The organism is Streptomyces solincola, assembly GCF_002982015.1.
In the GTDB taxonomy this organism is placed as follows: Bacteria; Actinomycetota; Actinomycetes; order Streptomycetales; family Streptomycetaceae; genus Streptomyces; species Streptomyces solincola.
This window is the reverse complement of the sequence record NZ_PVLV01000341.1, coordinates 1-18,993: the sequence shown is the minus strand read 5'-3', so window position 1 is coordinate 18,993 and position 18,993 is coordinate 1. Positions and strand designations below refer to the sequence as shown.

The 18,993-nt window shown below is 74.5% G+C and carries 15 protein-coding genes and 1 pseudogene; 6 read left to right on the top strand and 10 right to left on the bottom strand.

The window, feature by feature from the left end:
- The 4 genes and pseudogenes from C6N75_RS21055 to C6N75_RS21040 all read left to right on the top strand — a co-directional run.
- Nucleotides 1–293 (top strand): annotated as a pseudogene (locus C6N75_RS21055) (hypothetical protein); the annotation flags it as partial.
- A 46-nt stretch (nt 294–339) separates the two neighbouring features.
- Complete coding sequence (locus C6N75_RS21050) at nt 340–759, top strand: ferritin-like domain-containing protein (protein ID WP_105870469.1); 420 nt, start codon at nt 340–342, stop codon at nt 757–759.
- A gap of 180 nt (nt 760–939) precedes the next feature.
- Complete coding sequence (locus C6N75_RS21045; protein ID WP_105870468.1) at nt 940–1,842, top strand: aminoglycoside phosphotransferase family protein; 903 nt, start codon at nt 940–942, stop codon at nt 1,840–1,842.
- Nucleotides 1,843–1,966: 124 nt separating this feature from the next.
- Nucleotides 1,967–3,040: a slipin family protein gene (locus C6N75_RS21040; protein ID WP_105870467.1), complete on the top strand. Its 1,074-nt coding sequence runs from the start codon at nt 1,967–1,969 to the stop codon at nt 3,038–3,040.
- A 63-nt stretch (nt 3,041–3,103) separates the two neighbouring features.
- Here C6N75_RS21040 and C6N75_RS21035 read toward each other — a convergent pair whose 3' ends face one another.
- From C6N75_RS21035 to C6N75_RS20995, 9 genes are all read right to left on the bottom strand, one after another.
- A complete protein-coding gene (locus tag C6N75_RS21035; RefSeq protein ID WP_105870466.1) occupies nt 3,104–4,807 on the bottom strand; it encodes a proline--tRNA ligase in 1,704 nt (567 codons plus the stop codon).
- A gap of 68 nt (nt 4,808–4,875) precedes the next feature.
- Nucleotides 4,876–5,430, bottom strand: a complete 555-nt coding sequence (locus tag C6N75_RS21030; RefSeq protein ID WP_105870465.1) for a GNAT family N-acetyltransferase — start codon at nt 5,428–5,430, stop codon at nt 4,876–4,878.
- Between the two features lie 44 nt (nt 5,431–5,474).
- Nucleotides 5,475–6,320, bottom strand: a complete 846-nt coding sequence (locus tag C6N75_RS21025) for a GNAT family N-acetyltransferase (protein ID WP_181160558.1) — start codon at nt 6,318–6,320, stop codon at nt 5,475–5,477.
- Between the two features lie 163 nt (nt 6,321–6,483).
- On the bottom strand, nt 6,484–7,641 hold the full coding sequence (gene ispG, locus C6N75_RS21020; protein WP_105870464.1) for a flavodoxin-dependent (E)-4-hydroxy-3-methylbut-2-enyl-diphosphate synthase: 1,158 nt from the start codon (nt 7,639–7,641) through the stop codon (nt 6,484–6,486).
- A gap of 219 nt (nt 7,642–7,860) precedes the next feature.
- Nucleotides 7,861–9,174 carry a M50 family metallopeptidase gene (locus C6N75_RS21015; RefSeq protein WP_105870463.1) on the bottom strand — a complete coding sequence of 438 codons (1,314 nt, stop codon included), beginning with the start codon at nt 9,172–9,174 and terminating at the stop codon, nt 7,861–7,863.
- Nucleotides 9,171–10,430, bottom strand: a complete 1,260-nt coding sequence (gene dxr, locus C6N75_RS21010) for a 1-deoxy-D-xylulose-5-phosphate reductoisomerase (protein ID WP_105870462.1) — start codon at nt 10,428–10,430, stop codon at nt 9,171–9,173. Before dxr ends, C6N75_RS21015 begins: the two co-directional genes overlap by 4 nt.
- Nucleotides 10,431–10,497: 67 nt before the next feature.
- Complete coding sequence (locus C6N75_RS21005; RefSeq protein ID WP_105870461.1) at nt 10,498–12,432, bottom strand: acyl-CoA dehydrogenase family protein; 1,935 nt, start codon at nt 12,430–12,432, stop codon at nt 10,498–10,500.
- A 278-nt stretch (nt 12,433–12,710) separates the two neighbouring features.
- Complete coding sequence (locus C6N75_RS21000; RefSeq protein WP_105870460.1) at nt 12,711–14,153, bottom strand: aldehyde dehydrogenase family protein; 1,443 nt, start codon at nt 14,151–14,153, stop codon at nt 12,711–12,713.
- A gap of 111 nt (nt 14,154–14,264) precedes the next feature.
- Nucleotides 14,265–15,266 (bottom strand): EamA family transporter, encoded by a 1,002-nt coding sequence (locus C6N75_RS20995; RefSeq protein WP_105870459.1) that lies wholly within the window; start codon nt 15,264–15,266, stop codon nt 14,265–14,267.
- 168 nt (nt 15,267–15,434) lie between these two features.
- On the opposite strand from C6N75_RS20995, the gene C6N75_RS20990 reads away from it, so the two are divergent.
- Together C6N75_RS20990 and C6N75_RS20985 are read left to right on the top strand one after the other, a co-directional pair.
- The gene (locus tag C6N75_RS20990; protein ID WP_105870458.1) at nt 15,435–16,316 is read left to right on the top strand and encodes an MEDS domain-containing protein; all 882 of its coding nucleotides are present in this window, start codon (nt 15,435–15,437) and stop codon (nt 16,314–16,316) included.
- Entirely contained in the window at nt 16,316–17,290 is a 975-nt protein-coding gene (locus C6N75_RS20985; protein WP_105870457.1) for an anti-sigma factor RsbA family regulatory protein, read from the top strand. The genes C6N75_RS20990 and C6N75_RS20985 overlap by 1 nt, the downstream gene beginning before the upstream one ends.
- A gap of 63 nt (nt 17,291–17,353) precedes the next feature.
- On the opposite strand, the gene C6N75_RS20980 is transcribed toward C6N75_RS20985, so the two are convergent.
- Nucleotides 17,354–18,910: a PucR family transcriptional regulator gene (locus C6N75_RS20980; RefSeq protein WP_105870470.1), complete on the bottom strand. Its 1,557-nt coding sequence runs from the start codon at nt 18,908–18,910 to the stop codon at nt 17,354–17,356.
- Nucleotides 18,911–18,993 lie beyond the last annotated feature (83 nt).

Genomic DNA, 18,993 nt, shown 5'->3' with positions numbered 1-18,993 from the left:
CGCCGTCCCCCTCGGGCTCGCCCGCCGCCCCGGCGACCCGGGCGGGGCCCTCGGGCTCGCCGGGCGCCTCCGCCGGCCCGTCCGGCTCCCCCGCGCCGGTGCCCGCCGAGTCGGGGGCGGCGCTGAAGGACCTGGCCGGGCACGCCGCCCGGACCGCCGACGTGCACGCGAGGGCGCTGCTCACCGCGCCCCCGGAGTACGCCCGGCTGCTCGCCTCGGTGGCCGCCGCGCACGCCGCGCACGCCTATCTGCTCACCGCACCGGCGGTCGCCGCCCCCGGGAGCGGGTCGTGATCCGGCCCCCGTCCGCCCGCCGCCCCTCCGCTGAAAGGATTCGCCGATGACCGCCGCCCTGGACGCCGCTCAGGCCGCCCTCGCCGCCGAGCACGCGGCGGTGTACGGCTACGGGGTGGTCGGCGGCCGGATCGGCGCGGCCCGGCGCGGCGAGGCCACCGCCGCGCACGCCGCGCACCGCAGCCGCCGGGACGCGCTGGTGCGCACCGTGCGCGACCTGGGCGGCGAGCCGGCCGCCTCGGCCGCCGGGTACGCCCTCCCCTACGCCGTGCCGGACGCCGCCGCGGCCGTGCGGCTGGCCGCCGAGCTGGAGGACCGGGTGGCGGGCGTCTACTCCGACCTGGTCCGGGCCGCCGACGGGCCGCTGCGCCGGGAGGCGGCGAGCGCGCTGCGGGAGGCGGCGGTGCGGGCGGTGCGCTGGCGGGGCAGCGGCGTAACCTTTCCTGGGCTCACCGAGCGGGCGTGAGGCCGCCGGGCGGTCGTATCGCCTGGTCACCGGCGCGGGGCGGGATGCGCCGCGGGGGCCGCGCCCCGGGCGCCGGGCCTTCGGCGGCCGGCCGCCGTACCGGACGGTCGGGCGGCCGGAAACCGGCCCCGGACGGACGCACGACCGTGAGCCGGGCTGACGAGAGGGAACAACGCACGCATGGCTTTCGAACCGCCGCGACGACTGGTCCGGGCGCTCGGCGAGACCTACGGGGACGCCGCGGCCGGCGACTGGCTGGCCCGCCTGCCGGAGCTGGTCCGGGAGGCGGTGGACGCCCGGCGGCTCGAGGTCGAGCGGGTGTCGGCCCCCGGCGGCCGCAGCGGCCTGGTGCTGCTGGTGCGCACCCCCGACGGCGTGCCGGCGGCGCTGAAGGTGGCCCCGCCGTTCGCCTCGCCCGGGCTGGAGCTGGCCGCCCTGGCGCACTGGGACGGCTGGGGCGCGGTGCGTCCGCTGCCGGGTGAGGGCCCCGGGCTGCTGCTGGAGAGGCTGCACCCGGAGATGTCGCTGCGCTCGCTGCCGGAGGCCAAGGCGCTGCTGGAGGCGGCCGGGACGGTGCGCAGGCTGTGGGTCGAGCCGCCGGCCGGGCACGCCTTCGAGTCGGTCGCCGGGCGCACCGCCCGCCAGGCGGAGGCGATGCGGACGGCCGCCAAGGAGGATCCGCAGGTCGCCGACCTGGTGGCGGCGGCACTGGAGGCGCGGGACGCGCTGATCGCGGACGCGCCCGAGGAACTGCTGCTGCACGGGGCGTTCCGGCAGGGCAAGGTGCTGGCCGCCGATGACCGGGCGCCGTGGCTGGCGGTGGGCCCCGACCCGCTGGTCGGCGAGCGGGCGTTCGACCTGGCCCGGCTGGTGCGGGACCGGGTGGAGGACCTGGTGGGCGCGGACACCGGCGCCTCGACCGGGCGGCGGCGGGTGAACCGGCTGGCGGACTCCCTCGACGTGGACCGGGAGCGGCTGCGGGGCTGGACGCTGTTCCGGGCGGTGGAGTCGGGCGCCCGGGCCCTGGCGGCGGGCCGCCGGCAGGACGGCGAGGTGCTGATGGAGTTCGCGAGCTGGCTGTGAGCGGCGCGGGCCGCGTGCCCTCCCCCGTCCCCGATCCCGTACCGGCAAACCGGTCCGTTACGGTCACCCGAGTGCGATATTGGGCATAACGCACCGATGACCTCCACTGGACGGGAGGGATGTCATGGTCGAGGAACTGCTCGGGGCGGCGGCGGCGACCGGAACGGCCGCCGTGGTGTACGTGGCGTCCGCCGCCAGAGTCGTCAAGCAGTACGAGAAGGGCGTGGTCCTGCGGTTCGGCAGGCTGCGCAAGGGCGTGCGCGGCCCCGGCTTCACCATGGTGGTGCCGGTGGTGGACCGGATGCACAAGGTGAACATGCAGATCGTGACGATGCCGGTGCCCTCGCAGGACGGCATCACCCGGGACAACGTCACGGTCCGGGTGGACGCGGTGATCTACTTCCGGGTGGTGGACGCGGCGGCCGCGATCATGCGGGTGGAGGACTACCGGTTCGCGGTCTCGCAGATCGCCCAGACCTCGCTGCGCTCGATCATCGGCAAGAGCGACCTGGACGACCTGCTCTCCAATCGGGAGAAGCTCAACCAGGGTCTGGAGCTGATGATCGACAATCCGGCGGTGGACTGGGGCGTCACCATCGACCGCGTGGAGATCAAGGACGTCTCGCTGCCGGAGACCATGAAACGCTCGATGGCCCGGCAGGCGGAGGCTGACCGTGAGCGGCGCGCCCGGGTGATCAACGCGGACGCGGAGCTCCAGGCGTCGAAGAAGCTGTCCGAGGCGGCCCGGGGCATGTCCGAGACGCCCGCGGCGCTCCAGTTGCGGCTGCTTCAGACGATCGTGGCGGTGGCCGCCGAGAAGAACTCCACGCTGGTGCTGCCGTTCCCGGTGGAGCTGCTGCGCTTCCTGGAGCGGGCCTCGCAGAACCAGCCGCATGCCGCGCCGGAGCAGCGGGACCAGGACCCTGAGCAGGGACGGGAGCCCGAGCCGCCGGCCGCGGTGGAGGCGGCGCCGCCGGACGTCGGCGTACCGGATCCGGGCGGGCGGCCTTCGGCGGCGCTCCCGGAGGAGGCGCCGGTCCCGGTGGAGCGGCCCGTGCCGGCGGAGCGGCCGGCGCTGCGGGTGCACGACCCGCATCCGGACGACCCGCCGCTGGCCCATGAGCCGCTGCTGCACGATCCGGCGCCGCCGCACCGGACGGCCCGGTCGGACGACGCGGGCACGGCCGGCTGCATCTGAGAGGGACCCGGCACGGCGCGAGGCCCCTCCCGGACCGTTCCGGGAGGGGCCTCGCGGCGTGGATCAGCGCGCGGCGAGGCGGGCGACCGCCTCGGCGACCGGCAGCTCCTCGCGCTCACCGGTGCGGCGGTCCTTGAGCTCGACGACGCCCTCGGCGGTGCGGCGGCCGGCGACCAGGATCTTCGGCACGCCGATCAGCTCGGCGTCGGTGAACTTCACGCCCGGGGAGACGCCGGCCCGGTCGTCCACCAGCACCCGCAGCCCGGCCTGGCCCAGCTGCTCGGCGACGGAGAGCGCCAGCTCGGTCTGGGCGGCCTTGCCGGCCGCGACCACGTGCACGTCGGCGGGGGCGACCTCGGCGGGCCAGCACAGGCCCTGCTCGTCGGCGGTCTGCTCGGCGAGGGCGGCGACCGCGCGGGAGACGCCGACGCCGTAGGAGCCCATGGTGACGCGGACGGGCTTGCCGTTCTGGCCGAGCACGTCGAGCTGGAGGGCGTCGGCGTACTTGCGGCCGAGCTGGAAGATGTGGCCGATCTCGATGGCGCGGTCCAGCTTCAGGCCGGCTCCGCACGTCGGGCAGGGGTCGCCCTCCTCGACCACGACGACGTCGAGGTACTCGTCTACCTCGAAGTCGCGGCCGACGACCACGTTCCTCGCGTGCTTGCCCTCCTGGTTGGCGCCGGTGACCCAGGCGGTGCCGGCGGCGATCCGGGGGTCGGCCAGGTAGCGGACCTTCTCCAGGCCCTGCGGGCCGACGTAGCCGCGGACCAGGTCGGGGCGGCCGGCGAAGTCCTCGGCGGTGACCAGCTCGACGGCGGCGGGGGCGAGGTGGTCCTCCAGCTTGCCGAGGTCGACCTCGCGGTCGCCGGGCACGCCGACGGCGACGATCTCGCCGTCCACCTTGACCAGCAGGTTCTTCAGGGTGGCGGAGGCGGGCACGTCCAGGAAGGCGGCCAGCGTCTCGATGGTGGGGGTGTCGGGGGTGTCCAGCACCTCGACCGGCCCGTGCGCGGAGGCGTCGGCGGGCTCGCCCGTGCCGGGGAAGGTCACGGCCTCGGTGTTGGCCGCGTAGTCGCAGGAGGGGCAGTAGGCGAAGGTGTCCTCGCCGGCCGCGGCGGGGGCCAGGAACTCCTCGGAGGCGGAGCCGCCCATGGCGCCGGAGACCGCGGAGACGATCTTGTGCCGCAGACCGAGCCGGTCGAAGATCCGGATGTACGCCTGGCGGTGCAGCGCGTAGGACTCGGCCAGGCCCTCGTCGGTGGTGTCGAAGGAGTACGAGTCCTTCATCTGGAACTCGCGGCCGCGCAGGATGCCGGAGCGGGGGCGGGCCTCGTCGCGGTACTTGGTCTGGATCTGGTAGAGCATCACCGGCAGGTCCTTGTAGGACGTGCACTGGTCCTTGACCAGCAGGGTGAAGATCTCCTCGTGGGTGGGGCCGAGCAGGTACTCGGCGCCCTTGCGGTCCTTGAGGCGGAACAGCTCGGGGCCGTACTCGTCCCAGCGGCCGGTGGCCTCGTAGGGCTCCTTGGGCAGCAGCGCGGGGAGCAGCACCTCCTGGGCGCCGATGGCGTCCATCTCCTCGCGGACCACGCGGCTGACGTTCTCCAGCACCTTCATGCCCAGCGGCAGCCAGGACCAGATGCCCGCGGCGTTGCGGCGGACGTAGCCGGCGCGGACGAGGAGCTTGTGGCTGAGCGTCTCGGCGTCCGCCGGGTCGTCGCGCAGTGTCTTGACCATCAACCGGGACATGCGCTGGACCTGGGCCATGGGGAACTCTCCTGCGGTGGAAATGGTGATGGCTAGGAGGTTAGCCCCGGCCCGCCCGCTGGCGGAAATCAGTTCCGCGCCGCCTCGGGCCTCCGCAGCAGCGGCAGGTCGGCGCCCATGACCGCGTACGGACGTCCCGCGCTCGGGAAGTGGACGCGGCGAGCGAGGTCGGTGTAGCCGAGGGAGCGGTAGAGGCGTCGGGCGGGGCTCTCGGTGTCGATGGCGGAGAGGATGGAGCGCGGCTGGTCGGCGGTGTCGGTGATCGCGGTGATCAGCGTCCGGCCCAGGCCCCGCCCCTGGAAGGCGGGGTGGACGTGGAGTTCGGTGATGACGAAGACGTCGTCCAGCCAGCGGTCCGCGCCGCCCGCGCGCAGATAGGGCTCGACGACGGTGGACCACCAGTGGGCGCGGTCGTTGGGCATCCCGTAGACGAAGCCGACGAGACGGCCCGTGGGGGTGAGCGCCGCGTAGGCGCGGGCGCCGGGGTTGTGCAGGTGGCGCAGCACGATGTGGCGGCGGACGGCGACCTCGTCCTCGGTCAGTCCGAAGGCCAGCGCCTGCACGGCGAGGGCGTCGTCCACGCGGGGCGTGAGGTCGACCGGTTGCACCACGACGTCATCCATGCGCGCACCCTACTTCGCGGCCGGCCCGCCCAGAACGGGCCTGGTCAGAACAGGACGCTCATGAAGGCGCCGGTCTCCCGGAAGCCGACGCGGCGGTAGGCGGCGCGGGCGGGCAGGTTGTAGTCGTTGACGTAGAGGGAGACGACGGGCGCGGTGTCGGCGATGGCGTGGCGCAGCACGGCGGCCATCCCGGTCTCGGACAGGCCGCGGCCGCGGAACTCGGGGGCGACCCAGACGCCCTGGATCTGGCAGGCCCGCGGGGTGGCCGCGCCGATCTCCGCCTTGAAGACCACCCGGCCGTCCTCGAAGCGGGCGAACGCCCGCCCGGAGCCGACGAGTTCGGCGACCCGGGCCTGGTAGAGCAGGCCGCCGTCGCCGGCCAGCGGAGAGACGCCGACCTCCTCGGTGAACATGGCGACGCAGGCCGGCATGATCATATCCATCTCGTCCTTGCGGACCCGGCGGACGTACGGGTCGGCGCTGACGTCGGGGGCGGGCCGGTCGGTGACCATGAGCGGCTGGTTGGGGCGGACGTCCCGGGCCGGGCCCCAGGTGGGTTCGAGCAGCCGCCACAGCTCGGCGGTGGGCTCGGCGGGGCCGACGAGGGAGGAGCAGCGGCGGCCGGCCCGGCGGGCGCGGTCGGCGAAGGCGCGGACCGCCTCGGGGGTGGCGCAGACCGGGACCAGGTTGGCGCCCGCGTAGCAGAGCGAGCGCAGCTCCCCGCCGGCGTACCAGCCCCACATCTCCCCGCCGAGCCGCCAGGGGTCGAGTCCGGCGACCTGTACGCGGGAGGCGACGAACGCGTTGGCGACGGGGTCGCTGTCCAGGACGGCCAGGGCTGCGCCGAGGTCGCCGGGGCCGAGGACCCGGGTGGTGGTCTGCGTCAGCACGAGGGGCCTCACATGCGTTCCGTACGGGTCCTGGCACTGTACCCGGCCCTGCCGGTGCCATGTCAGAACCGGTGGAAGGCGACGGATTCCGGCCCGGCCCCGGCACGGCGAAGGACCCCGGCGGAGCGGGGTCCTTCGGTGGGCCCGTCGGCCCGGGAGGGTGTCAGCCGGCGACGGAGACGGTGGGCTCGCCGGAGGCGATGCCGTCCTTCTCCATCTGCTCGGCGATCTTCATGGCCTCGTCGATCAGGGTCTCCACGATCTTGGACTCGGGGACGGTCTTGATGACCTCGCCCTTGACGAAGATCTGGCCCTTGCCGTTGCCGGAGGCGACGCCGAGGTCGGCCTCGCGGGCCTCGCCGGGGCCGTTGACGACGCAGCCCATGACGGCGACGCGCAGCGGGACCTCCATGCCCTCCAGGCCGGCGGTCACCTCCTCGGCGAGCTTGTAGACGTCGACCTGGGCGCGGCCGCAGGACGGGCAGGAGACGATCTCCAGCCGGCGCTGGCGGAGGTTGAGGGACTCCAGGATCTGGATGCCGACCTTGATCTCCTCGGCCGGCGGGGCGGAGAGGGAGACCCGGATGGTGTCGCCGATGCCCTCGGAGAGCAGCGCGCCGAAGGCGACGGCGGACTTGATGGTGCCCTGGAAGGCGGGGCCGGCCTCGGTGACGCCGAGGTGCAGCGGGTAGTCGCACTGGGCGGCGAGCTGCCGGTAGGCGTTGACCATGACGACCGGGTCGTTGTGCTTGACCGAGATCTTGATGTCGCGGAAGCCGTGCTCCTCGAAGAGGGACGCCTCCCACAGGGCGGACTCCACGAGGGCCTCGGGGGTGGCCTTGCCGTACTTCTCCAGCAGGCGCTTGTCCAGCGAGCCGGCGTTGACGCCGATGCGGATCGGGGTGCCGGCGTCGCCGGCGGCCTTGGCGATCTCGCGGACCTTGTCGTCGAACTGCTTGATGTTGCCGGGGTTGACGCGGACCGCGGCGCAGCCGGCGTCGATGGCGGCGAAGACGTACTTCGGCTGGAAGTGGATGTCGGCGATCACCGGGATCTGCGACTTGCGCGCGATGACCGGCAGCGCGTCGGCGTCGTCCTGGGTGGGGCAGGCGACGCGGACGATCTGGCAGCCGGAGGCGGTCAGCTCGGCGATCTGCTGGAGGGTGGCGCCGATGTCGGAGGTGCGGGTCGTGGTCATCGACTGCACCGAGACCGGGGCGTCACCGCCGACGGCGACCGCTCCGACGTGGATCTTGCGGCTGACCCGGCGGTCGGCGAGCTTGGTCGGTACGGACGGGATTCCGAGAGAAATCGCGGTCATCTGGTGTGCAACCCCAAGGTGTGGATCGAGGTCCCGAGATCGGCGGGCTCCGCTTCGAGATTACAGGCCCGGCGGGGCCGTACCGGACACCCCGGGGGGTGCCCGCGGAAGGTGCCCACGGACGGGTGCCGTGCGTGGCGTACGCCGGGAAGGACGCGGGCCCGGCCGCGCGCGGTTGCGTGCGGGCCGGGCCCGGGGCCGGGGTGCGTGCGGCCGGGATCAGGTGATCTTGACCGGATTGACCACGTCGGCGACCAGCACCAGCAGGGTGAAGCAGATGAAGATCCCGGCGACGACGTAGGCGACGGGCATCAGCTTGGCGACGTCGAAGGGGCCCGGGTCGGGGCGGCGGAAGACCTTCGCGATGTTGCGGCGCAGCGACTCCCACAGCGCGCCGGCGATGTGCCCGCCGTCCAGCGGGAGCAGCGGCAGCATGTTGAAGAGGAACAGCGACAGGTTGAACGTGGCCATGATCAGCAGGAAGAAGGCCACGATGGACTGGGTGGGCATGTCGAGGTTCATCACCTCGCCGCTGATCCGGGCGGTGCCGACCACGCCGACGGGCGAGTCGTCCTTGCGTTCGCCGTCGCCGAAGGCCGCGTCCCACAGGTCGGGGACCTTGGAGGGCAGGGCGATCAGGGACTCCACGCCGTTCTCGACCATGTCGCCCATCCGGTCGACGGACTCGCCGAGGGACAGCGGTTCGATGACGCTCTTGGCGGCGAAGCCGAGGTAGCCGGCGGTGACGTACTGGCCGCGCACCGGTTCGCCGTCGGCGTCCTTCTTCAGCACCTCGTTGCGGACGAGGACGGGGTGGAGGGTCAGCTCGCGGCCGTCGCGCTCGACGGTGATGACGGCGGGGCCCGGGTTGGCGCGGATGCGCTCGGAGAGGGTGTTCCAGTCCTTCATCGGCTCGCCGTCGAAGGCGGTGATCACATCGCCCTCGCGCAGCCCGGCGACGTAGCCGGGGCTGGTCTGCTGGGCCTTGGGGCAGGCGTCGCGGTCGCCGGCGTCGTCACTCTGCTTGAAGACGCACTTCTGCACGCCGGCGACCTCGGTGGTCTGCTTCTCCATGCCGAAGGTCATGCAGACGCCGACGAACAGGGCGACGGCGAGGACCAGGTTCATGAAGGGGCCGGCGAACATGACGATGACGCGCTTCCACGGCTTGCGGGTGTAGAAGAGCCGCTTCTCGTCGCCCGGCTCCAGCTCCTCGTACGCGGCGGAGCGGGCGTCCTCGATCATGCCGCGCCAGGGGGAGGTGGAGCGGGCCTCGATGCGGCCGTCCGCTCCGGGCGGGAACATGCCGATCATGCGGATGTAGCCGCCGGCCGGGATGGCCTTGATGCCGTACTCGGTCTCGCCCTTCTTGCGCGACCAGATGGTGGGGCCGAAGCCGACCATGTACTGCGGGACGCGGATGCCGAACATCTTGGCCGTGGTCAGGTGGCCGAGCTCGTGCCAGGCGATGGAGACGAGCAGCCCCAGCACGAAGAGCGCGATGCCGAGGAGCGTCAGAAGAATCGTCGTCATGCGCGGGCCTCCGCCGCCTCTCCGGTCAGTGTCGCTGCCAGCTCGCGGGCCCGGGCGCGGGCCCAGGTCTCCGCCTCCAGGACGTCCGGGAGGGTGAGCGGGGTTCCCGCGGCCGGTGCGCCGTGCTCGGCGACGACCGCGGTGACGGTGTCCATGATGCCGGTGAACGGCAGCCTGCCGGCGAGGAACGCCTCGACGCACTCCTCGTTGGCGGCGTTGAAGACGGCCGGGGCGGTGGAGCCCAGCTCTCCGACGTGCCGGGCCAGGCCGACGGAGGGGAACGCCTCGGTGTCCAACGGGAAGAACTCCCAGGTGGAGGCGGTGGACCAGTCGAAGGCGGGGGCGGCGTCGGGGACCCGCTCGGGCCAGCCGATGCCGATGGCGATGGGGCCGCGCATGTCCGGCGGGGTGGCCTGGGCGAGCGTGGAGCCGTCGGTGAACTCCACCATCGAGTGCACGTACGACTGGGGGTGCACGACGACCTCGATGCGGTCGAAGGGGATGTCGTACAGCAGGTGGGCCTCGATCACCTCCAGGCCCTTGTTGACCAGGGTGGCGCTGTTGACGGTGATCACCGGCCCCATCGCCCAGGTGGGGTGGGCGAGCGCGTCCTCGCGGGTGACGGCCGCCAGCTCGGCCTTGGTGCGGCCGCGGAACGGGCCGCCGGAGGCGGTGACCACCAGCTTGCGGACGTCTCCCCCGGTGCCGGCGGCCAGCGCCTGGAAGAGCGCGGCGTGCTCGGAGTCGACCGGGATGATCTGACCGGGCTTGGCGACGGCCTTGACCAGCGGGCCGCCGACGATCAGCGACTCCTTGTTGGCGAGGGCCAGGGTGCGGCCGGCCTCCAGGGCGGCCAGCGTCGGCGCGAGGCCGATGGAGCCGGTGATGCCGTTGAGCACGGTGTGGCAGGGGGAGGCGGCGAGCTCGGTGGCGGCGTCCGGGCCGGCCAGGATCTCGGGGCGGGGAGCGGAGCCGTAGCGGCCCTCCAGCGCCTCCTTCAGCGCGGGCACCGCGTCCTCGCGCGCCACGGCGACGGTGCGCACGCCCAGCCGGTGCGCCTGCTCGGCGAGCAGCCCGGGCCGGCCGCCGGCGGCGGACAGCGCGGTGACGCGGAAGCGGTCGGGGTTGCGCAGCACTAGGTCGATGGCCTGGGTGCCGATGGACCCGGTGGAGCCGAGGACGACGACGTCCCGGCGGCCTTCGGAGGGATCGAAGGCGATATGCGGGTCTGCGAGGGGGGCTGGGCTGTCGCTCATGCCTCCCATTCTTGCCCCTTTCGCCGCGCGGGCCCGACCTGGCGGGGCCCGCACGGCGGGGGGCGGTTCAGCGGACGGGTCGGTGGACGTTCTCCCGGGTGGCCGGGCCGGGGGTGGCGTCGGCGATCCAGGGGCCGTCGCCGCTGGGGTCGAGGACGCCCTCCTCCAGCCAGGTGTAGGTGCCCGACAGCACGCCCCTGACCACGGTGGCGTCCAGGTCGTCGGTGTTGTTCCACAGCCGGCCGAACAGCTCCTCGACCCGGATGCGGGCCTGCCGGCAGAAGACGTCGGCCAACTGGTAGGCCTCGCGGCCGTGCTCGCCGTTCGTGCGGAGCATCTCGGCGCGGACGCAGGCGGCGCTCATGGCGAACAGCTCCGCGCCGATGTCGACGATCCGGCCGAGGAAGCCCTGCTTGGTCTCCATCCGGCCCTGCCAGCGGGACATGGCGTAGAAGGTGGAGCGGGCCAGCTTGCGGGAGGTGCGCTCGACCCAGCGCAGGTGGGCGGCCAGGTCGGTGTGGCCGGCGGGGTGGAAGTCGCCGTAGGAGGTGGGCAGCTGTCCGGCGCCGGCGACCAGCTTGGGCAGCCACTTGGCGTAGAAGACGCCGGCCTGGGCGCCGGCCTTCGCCTTGTCGCCGAGCGACTTGTCCGGGTCGATGATGTCGCCGGCGACGGCGAGGTGGGCGTCCACCGCCTCGCGCGCGATCAGCAGGTGCATGATCTCGGTGGAGCCCTCGAAGATCCGGTTGATGCGCAGGTCGCGCAGGATCTGCTCGGCGGGCACGGCGCGCTCGCCGCGGGCGGCGAGGGAGTCGGCGGTCTCGTAGCCGCGGCCGCCGCGGATCTGGACCAGCTCGTCGGCCATCAGCCAGGCCATCTCCGAGCCGTAGAGCTTGGCGAGGGCGGCCTCGATGCGGATGTCGTTGCGGTCCTCGTCGGCCATCTGGCTGGAGAGGTCGAGCACCGCCTCCAGGGCGAAGGCGGTGGCGGCGATGAAGGAGATCTTCGCGCCGACCGCCTCGTGCTCGGCCACCGGCTTGCCCCACTGCTCGCGCACCGCGCTCCACTCGCGGGCGATCCTCAGGCACCACTTGCCGGCGCCGGCGCACATGGCGGGCAGCGAGAGCCGGCCGGTGTTGAGGGTGGTGAGCGCGATCTTCAGGCCGGCGCCCTCGGGGCCGATCCGGTTGGCGGCCGGGACGCGCACCCGGTGGAAGCGGGTGACGCCGTTCTCCAGGCCGCGCAGGCCCATGAAGGCGTTGCGGTTCTCCACGGTGACGCCCTCGGCGCCGGCCTCCACCACGAAGGCGGTGATCCCGCCGCGGTGGTCCTCGGACTTCGGCACCCGGGCCATCACCACCATCAGGTCGGCGACGACGCCGTTGGTGGTCCACAGCTTCACCCCGTCGATGACGTAGTCGTCCCCGTCCGGCACGGCCGTGGTGGCCAGCCGGGCCGGGTCGGAGCCGACGTCGGGCTCGGTGAGCAGGAAGGCGGAGATGTCGGTGCGGGCCAGGCGCGGGAGGTAGGTCTCCTTCTGCTCGGGTGAGCCGAAGAGCTTCAGCGGCTGAGGCAGGCCGATGGACTGGTGGGCCGAGAGCAGCGCGCCGACCGCCGGGGAGACCGAGCCGACCAGGGCGAGCGCCTTGTTGTAGTACACCTGGGTGAGGCCCAGCCCGCCGTACGTGCGGTCGATCTTCATGCCGAGCGCGCCCAGCTCCTTCAGCCCGTCGATGACGGCGTCCGGGATCTTCGCCTCGCGCTCGATCAGCGCGCCGTCGATCTTCGTCTCGCAGAAGTCGCGGAGCTTGGCCAGGAACTCCTCGCCGGCCTGGGCGTCCTCGTCCGCCGGCAGCGGGTGCGGGTGGATGAGGTCGAGCCGGAAGCGCCCGAGGAACAGCTCCTTGGCGAAGCTGGGCTTGCGCCAGTCCTGCTCGCGGGCCTCCTCCGCCACCTGCCGTGCCTCGCGCTCGGAGACCTTCGGGGTGCCGTTGCCGGACATGCGCTCACCTCGCCGTGAGTCGGTCGGCCGGCCGGGGTGCTACCGGCCGGTACTACTCGACCCCTATACCCGAGGGACGGGACGGCGAAAAGGCGGCCGGAGCCCCCGCACAGTGGGCTCCGGCCGCCGCTCGCGGCCGTACGGGCGACGGGTGCGCCGCCGCACGGTTCCCGTGCCGGCGGTCGTCGGACCGCCGTACGGGTGTTCCGTGCCGGCGGCGCCGGACGCCGCCGTACGGGTGGGCGCGCCCTCGGCCCGGCGGGCCGGGGCGGTGCCGGTCAGAGCGCGATGCCGGTGAGGACCAGGACCCGCTCGTAGGTGTAGTCGTCCATCGCGTAGCGGACGCCCTCGCGGCCGACGCCGGACTGCTTGGCGCCGCCGTAGGGCATCTGGTCGGCGCGGTAGGAGGGGACGTCGCCGATGATCACGCCGCCGACCTCGAGGGCGCGGTGGGCGCGGAAGGCGGTCTGGATGTCGTGGGTGAAGACGCCCGCCTGGAGGCCGAACTTGGAGTCGTTGACCGCGGCGAACGCCTCTGCCTCGCCGTCCACCTTGTGCAGCGAGAGCACCGGGCCGAAGACCTCCTCGCAGGCGAGGGTGGCGGTGGCGGGCAGCTCGGCGAGCACGGTGGGGGCGTAGGTCGCGCCCTCGCGCTTGCCGCCGGTGAGCAGCTTCGCGCCGCCCGCGACGGCCTCGTCCACCCAGGACTCCACCCGCTTGGCGGCGTCCTCGCTGACCAGCGGGCCGACGTCGGTGGCGTCGTCGGACGGGTCGCCGGTGCCCTGCTTCTCGACGGCGGCGACGACCTTGGCGGCCAGCCTGTCGTAGACGGAGGCGTCGGCGATCACGCGCTGCACCGAGATGCAGGACTGGCCGCCCTGGTAGTTGGAGAAGGTCGCGATCCGGGTGGCGGCCCAGTCCAGGTCCTCCTCGCTCGCCCAGTCGCCGAGGACGACCGCGGCGGCGTTGCCGCCCAGCTCCAGGGTGCAGTGCTTGTGCGGCACGGACTGCTGGATGGCGTAGCCGACGGTGTCGGAGCCGGTGAAGGAGATGACCGGCAGCCGCTCGTCCTTGACCAGGGCGGGCATCCGGTCGTTGGTGACCGGGAGGATCGACCAGGAGCCGGCCGGCAGCTCGGTCTCGGCCAGCAGCTCGCCGAGGACCAGGCCGGAGAGCGGGGTGGCCGGGGCGGGCTTGAGGATGATCGGCGCGCCGACCGCGAGGGCCGGGGCGATCTTGTGGGCGCAGAGGTTCAGCGGGAAGTTGAACGGGGCGATGCCCAGCACGACGCCCTTGGGGAAGCGGCGGGTCAGGCCGAGCCGGCCGGTGCCGCCGGCGTCGGTGTCCAGCCGCTGGGCGTCGCCGCCGTTGAACCGGCGGGCCTCCTCGGCCGCGAACCGGAAGACGGAGACGGCGCGGCCGACCTCGCCGCGGGCCCACTTGATGGGCTTGCCGTTCTCGGCGGAGATCAGCCGGGCGATCTCCTCGGTGCGCTCGGCCAGGCGCTTGGACACGTGGTCCAGGGCGGCGGCGCGGACGTGGGCCGGGGTGGCGGAGAACTCGTCGGTCACCGCGTGCGCGGCGGCCACCGCCTCTTCGACCTGGGCCTCGGTGGGGACGCTGACCTGGGCGACGACCCGGCCGTCCCAGGGGGAGGTGACGTCGAAGGTGGTCTCGCCGGTGGTCTCGCGGCCGGCGAGCCAGAAGGCGGTGGCAGTCATGCGGTTCCCGGCCCTTCAGGAGGAGTAGGGGTTCTTCCTCTCACACGGTAGGGCCGGGACGCCGGGCGGTCGCTTGTCCGCGATGGAGTAGTGCGGTGGACGGGTGTGCCGTTACGTAGTGCCGTGCGGCCGCCGTGCGGGCGGTCGGCTCCGGCGCTCGGTGGAGACGATCAGGCTGACCCCGCCGACCACGATCGCGCCGCCCAGCCCGATCGGCCAGGACACCGCCTCGCCCAGGACCAGCGCGCCCAGCGCGACCGCGACCACCGGGTTGACGTAGGCGTAGGTCGCGGTCAGCGACAGCGGGGCGTGGTGCAGCAGCCAGACGTACGCGGTGAACGCGATCAGCGAGCCAAAGACGACCAGGTAGGCGAAGGCGGTCCAGGAGCGGGCGGAGACCGCGCCGAGGTCCAGTCCGCGCTGCTCGCCGCGGGCCAGTCCGACCAGGGCGCAGGCCAGGCCGCCGGCCGCCATCTCATACGCGCTGGCGGTGAGCGGGTTCTTCGGCAACGGGAGCCTGGAGGAGGAGAAGGAGCCCACCGACCAGAGCATGGAGGCCGCGACGACGGTCAGCACGCCCCAGGTGCGCACCTCCCCGCTGAGTCCGGGCAGGGTGAGCACGGCGAGCCCGACCAGCCCCAGCAGCACCCCGAGGTAGGCGCCGCGCCCTGGCCGCTCGCCGCAGACGGTGCGCAGCAGCACCACCCAGGCGGGGACGACGGCGACGAGCAGGGCGGCGAGGCCGGACGGCACCGTGGTCTCGGCGAGGACGACGAGGCCGTTGCCGCCGAGCAGCAGCAGGACGCCGACCAGGGCGGCGGAGCCGAGCTGGGCGCGGGTCGCCCGCAGCACGCCGGGCCCGTGGCGCAGGGCCAGCAGGGCGGCGAGCAGCAGCCCGGCGGTGACGAACCGGGCCCCGGCGGAGAGGAACGGCGGCATGGTCTCCACCACGACCCGGATGCCGAGGTAGGTGGAGCCCCACACCACGTAGACGATGCCGAGGGCGATCCACACGGCGGCGCCGAAGCGGCGGCGGCCGGCGCCCGGCGGGGCCGCGGCGGGAGCGGCGGGCGGGGTGTCGGCGGCCGTCGGGCCCACGGCGGGACTTGTCATGCGCAGACCTTAGACACCGGACGGGTGCGACGGCCACGGGGTCGCCCGGGGACGGGCGGAACCGTTTGGCGGCGGGCGGGCAGCGGGTGTCCGATGCCCGCCCGATGGCGGTAACGTGAGGCAGTCGCGACGGTGGGGCGCGAACGACGACGGCACGGGAGGGACCGCATGACCGGAGGCACCGACACGCGTTCCGGGCCGGCCCCCGCGCCCAACCACATCTGCGCCTGGTACTCCGACGACCGGACCTGGGCCTCACTGGTCTCCGGTTTCCTGGCCCCCGCGCTGGAGCGCGGCGAGCGGCTGTACTACTTCGCCGACGCCACCGACCCGGACGCGGTCCTCTCGGCGCTGGCCGACCAGGGCATGGACGTGCGCAGGGCCCGGGCACAGGGCCGGCTCGACGTGTTCACGGCGGACGACACCTATCTGGCCTCCGGGCCCTTCGACCCCGACGCCATGGTGGGCCAGTGGCACGACGCCACCGCCCAGGCGCTGGCGGACGGCTGCACGGGTCTGCGCGCGATCGGCGAGATGTCGTGGTGCGCCCGCGACGTGCCGGGCGCGGACCGGCTGCTGGAGTACGAGCTGCGCATCCACGGCGAGGTCTTCGCCAAGCTGCCCCGGCTGAGCGCGCTGTGCCTCTACGACCGCCGGCTCATCCCGGACGCGGACACCGCGGTGCTCACCGGCGCGCACCGGGCCGTCCCGGTGGCCCCGTCCGGCGAGGCGCCGCCGGCCCGGCCGCCGCTGCGCGCGCTGCCGCACCCGCACGCCCCGGGCCTGGTCCTGGAAGGCGCCCTGGACCACGACGGCCGCGGCACCACCCGCGGCGCGGTGGCCGCGCTGTCCCGGATGGCCGCCGACGGGGACGTCGAACTGGACCTGAGCGAGCTGGACTTCGTGGACGTGGTGGGCGCGGGCATGCTGTCGGAGGCCGCGCGGGCCCTGCCGGCCGGCCGGAGCCTGCGGATCAGCGGCGCGCCCGCCACCCTGCACCGGCTGCTCGGCCTCTTCCCGGAGCTCCGGGCCGGCCTGAAGGTCGTGTGATGACGACCAGCCTGCTCACGGACCGGGTGCTGCCGCCGGGTGAGTCGTTCGCCCATCCCGCCCTGTCCTACCGGGACGAGCCGGACTTCCTCCGGACGGTCGGCGCCTTCGTCCGCGACGGGCTGGAGGCCGGCCGCCCGGTGCTGGTCTTGGTCCCCCGGCCCCGGCTGGAGGCCCTGCGCGACCGGTTCGGGGGCGACGACGGGGTGGTGTGGACCGACATGGCCGAGGCCGGCCGCAACCCGGGACGGGTGCTGTCCCTGCTGGCCGGGTTCACCGCACGGCACGCGGGCCGGCCGGTCCGCATCGTCATGGAGCCGATATGGCCGGGACGCCACCGGGCCGAGACGGGCGAGGCGGCCCGGCTCGAGGCCCTGGTGAACGTCGCCTTCGCCGACCGGCCCGCCAGCTTCCTCTGCGCCTACCAGGAGCCCGCGCTGCCCCGGGAGGTGGTCGCGCTGGTGCGCCGCGCCCACCCCTCGCTGCTGGACGCGGACGCCGGGCGCGTGCGGGAGAGCGCCGAGTACACCGACCCGCTGGCGGTCTGCGCGCAGTGCGCCACCCCTCTGGAGGAGCCGGCGGAGCCGGTGCCCGCGCTGGCGTACGCGGACGGCGACCTCGCCGCGGTGCGCGCCTTCGTGTCCGAGCGGCTGGCGGGCACGGCGCTGGCCCCCTCCCGCCGCACCGATCTGGTGCTCGCCGTCACCGAGGCGGCGACCAACTCGCTGCGGCACGGCGGCGGCCGGGGCGCCCTGCGGCTGTGGACGACCCGGGGCGAGGGCGCCGGGCGGGTGCATGTGGAGACCCGGGACGCCGGCCGGCTGGACGATCCGCTGGCCGGCTGCTTCCGGCCGGACCCCGCGGCGGCCTCCGGCGGGCGCGGCCTGTGGATGATCAACGAGCTGTGCGACCTGGTGCGGATCCGCTCCTCGGCCGACGGCCTGGTGCTGCGGATGTCGATGGACCTGCGCTGAGCCGACCGCGCTCGGCCCGCCGGGCGGGAGCCGTCCGGCCGCGGGACGGCGCGCGGCGGCGGTTCAGGGCTTGTCGCCGGTGGCCTTCAGGGCCAGCCACAGCTCCATGCGGGCGTCCGGGTCGTCCAGGGAGCGGCCGAGGATCTCCTCCACCCTGCGCATCCGGTAGCGCAGGGTGTGCCGGTGCACGCCGAGGTCGGCGGCGGCCGCGTCCCACTGGCCGTGCCGGGACAGCCAGGCCCGCAGCGAGGCGACCAGGTCGCCGCGGCCGGTGGCGTCGTGCTCCCGCAGCGCCCGCAGCAGCCCGTCGGCGAACGCCCGTACCGCGTCGTCGGCGAGCAGCGGCAGCACCGAGCCGGCCGCCAGGTCCTCGTGCTCCACCAGCGCCTTGCCGCGCCGGCGGGCCACCGAGAGGGCCTGTTCGGCCTGCTTGTAGGCGGTGGCGGCGGCGATCGGGCCGGTCGGCGCGGACAGCCCGACGACCAGGCCGGCCTCCTCGGCCTCGCTCTCCGCGTACCGCTCGCAGGCCGCGGTGACCGCGCCGCCGTCGCCGGCCAGCACCAGCAGCCGGTCGTCGCCCTCGGGGACGGTGAGCACCGGCTCGCCGGACCGGGCGGCGGCGGCCTCCAGGAAGTCGGCGAGCGCCCGCAGCGGGGGTTCCGCGCCGGTCTCGCGCTCGCCGCCGGCCGGCTCGGCGGCCAGCATCCGGAACGGCGCGTCGAGCAGGCCGCCGTACAGGTCGCCGGCGACCGCGCGGGCCTGGTCGGGCTGGCCGGCCAGCAGCATCCGCAGCACCGCCGCGCCCAGGCGCTGCTCGGCGGCCTGGAGCGAGCGGGAGCGTTCGGTGGTGAGGGTGAGCAGGGCGATGGCGGAGTGCACCGCGTACCGCTCGGCGGTGCCCAGCGGGGCGCCGGTGCCCACCGCGAGGGCGCCGCGCACCCGGCGGCCGGTGCCCAGCGACTGGAGCTCGACCCGGTCGTCGGTGCCGCCCACCACGGCGCTGGCCGGGGCGGCCCGCTCGCGCAGCCTCTCCACGTCCGGGGTGAGCCGGGCGGCCCGGCGGGCGGCCCACTCGGGGGCGGCCGAGACGACCGCCCCGGAGGCGTCGTACAGCGCCGCCCAGCCGTCCACATGGGCGGCGAGCCGGGCCACCACCGCGTCCGGGCCCTCGGCGAGCGCGGCCCGGGTCAGCTCGCGCTGCGCCTCGAAGCCGGCGGTCACCGCCCGGTACTGCTCGGCGGCGATGGCGGCGGAGACCGCCTTGGAGATGGCGAGGAACGGGGTGCGGCGCGGCACCTCCAGGAGCGGCAGGTCGGCCTCGCGGGCGGCGTCCAGCAGGGCGTCGGGGATGGCGTCGTAGGTGACGCCGACGGCGAAGCCGAGACCGACCACGCCGGCCCCGGCCAGCCGCCGCACATAGCCGCGCATCGCCTCCGGGTCCTCGGCGTCCAGGTTGGTGGCGGTGACCAGCAGCAGCTCGCCGCCCTCCATGTAGGGGACGGGGTCGGCCAGCTCGCTGGCGTGCGCCCAGCGCACGGGCGTGTCGAGGCGGTCCTGCCCGGCGCGGACGGTCAGCTTGAGCGCCGAGTGCTGGACGAGCGAGGCGAGCGTGGGCGGCATGGCGGAACCGTGGTGCTTTCGGGGCGGGGACGGGCGGAGCGCCCGGCCGGTGACCAGCTTGCGGACGAAGTGCACCGCCTTGG

Bases quoted from the DNA above. Each gene is read 5' to 3' on its own strand.
- C6N75_RS21050 (WP_105870469.1), top strand. From the start codon at position 340: ATGACCGCCGCCCTGGACGCCGCTCAGGCCGCCCTCGCCGCCGAGCAC.
- C6N75_RS21045 (WP_105870468.1), top strand. From the start codon at position 940: ATGGCTTTCGAACCGCCGCGACGACTGGTCCGGGCGCTCGGCGAGACC.
- C6N75_RS21040 (WP_105870467.1), top strand. From the start codon at position 1,967: ATGGTCGAGGAACTGCTCGGGGCGGCGGCGGCGACCGGAACGGCCGCC.
- C6N75_RS21035 (WP_105870466.1), bottom strand. From the start codon at position 4,807: ATGGCCCAGGTCCAGCGCATGTCCCGGTTGATGGTCAAGACACTGCGC.
- C6N75_RS21030 (WP_105870465.1), bottom strand. From the start codon at position 5,430: ATGGATGACGTCGTGGTGCAACCGGTCGACCTCACGCCCCGCGTGGAC.
- ispG (WP_105870464.1), bottom strand. From the start codon at position 7,641: ATGACCGCGATTTCTCTCGGAATCCCGTCCGTACCGACCAAGCTCGCC.
- C6N75_RS21015 (WP_105870463.1), bottom strand. From the start codon at position 9,174: ATGACGACGATTCTTCTGACGCTCCTCGGCATCGCGCTCTTCGTGCTG.
- dxr (WP_105870462.1), bottom strand. From the start codon at position 10,430: ATGAGCGACAGCCCAGCCCCCCTCGCAGACCCGCATATCGCCTTCGAT.
- C6N75_RS21005 (WP_105870461.1), bottom strand. From the start codon at position 12,432: ATGTCCGGCAACGGCACCCCGAAGGTCTCCGAGCGCGAGGCACGGCAG.
- C6N75_RS21000 (WP_105870460.1), bottom strand. From the start codon at position 14,153: ATGACTGCCACCGCCTTCTGGCTCGCCGGCCGCGAGACCACCGGCGAG.
- C6N75_RS20995 (WP_105870459.1), bottom strand. From the start codon at position 15,266: ATGACAAGTCCCGCCGTGGGCCCGACGGCCGCCGACACCCCGCCCGCC.
- C6N75_RS20990 (WP_105870458.1), top strand. From the start codon at position 15,435: ATGACCGGAGGCACCGACACGCGTTCCGGGCCGGCCCCCGCGCCCAAC.
- C6N75_RS20985 (WP_105870457.1), top strand. From the start codon at position 16,316: ATGACGACCAGCCTGCTCACGGACCGGGTGCTGCCGCCGGGTGAGTCG.
- C6N75_RS20980 (WP_105870470.1), bottom strand. From the start codon at position 18,910: ATGCCGCCCACGCTCGCCTCGCTCGTCCAGCACTCGGCGCTCAAGCTG.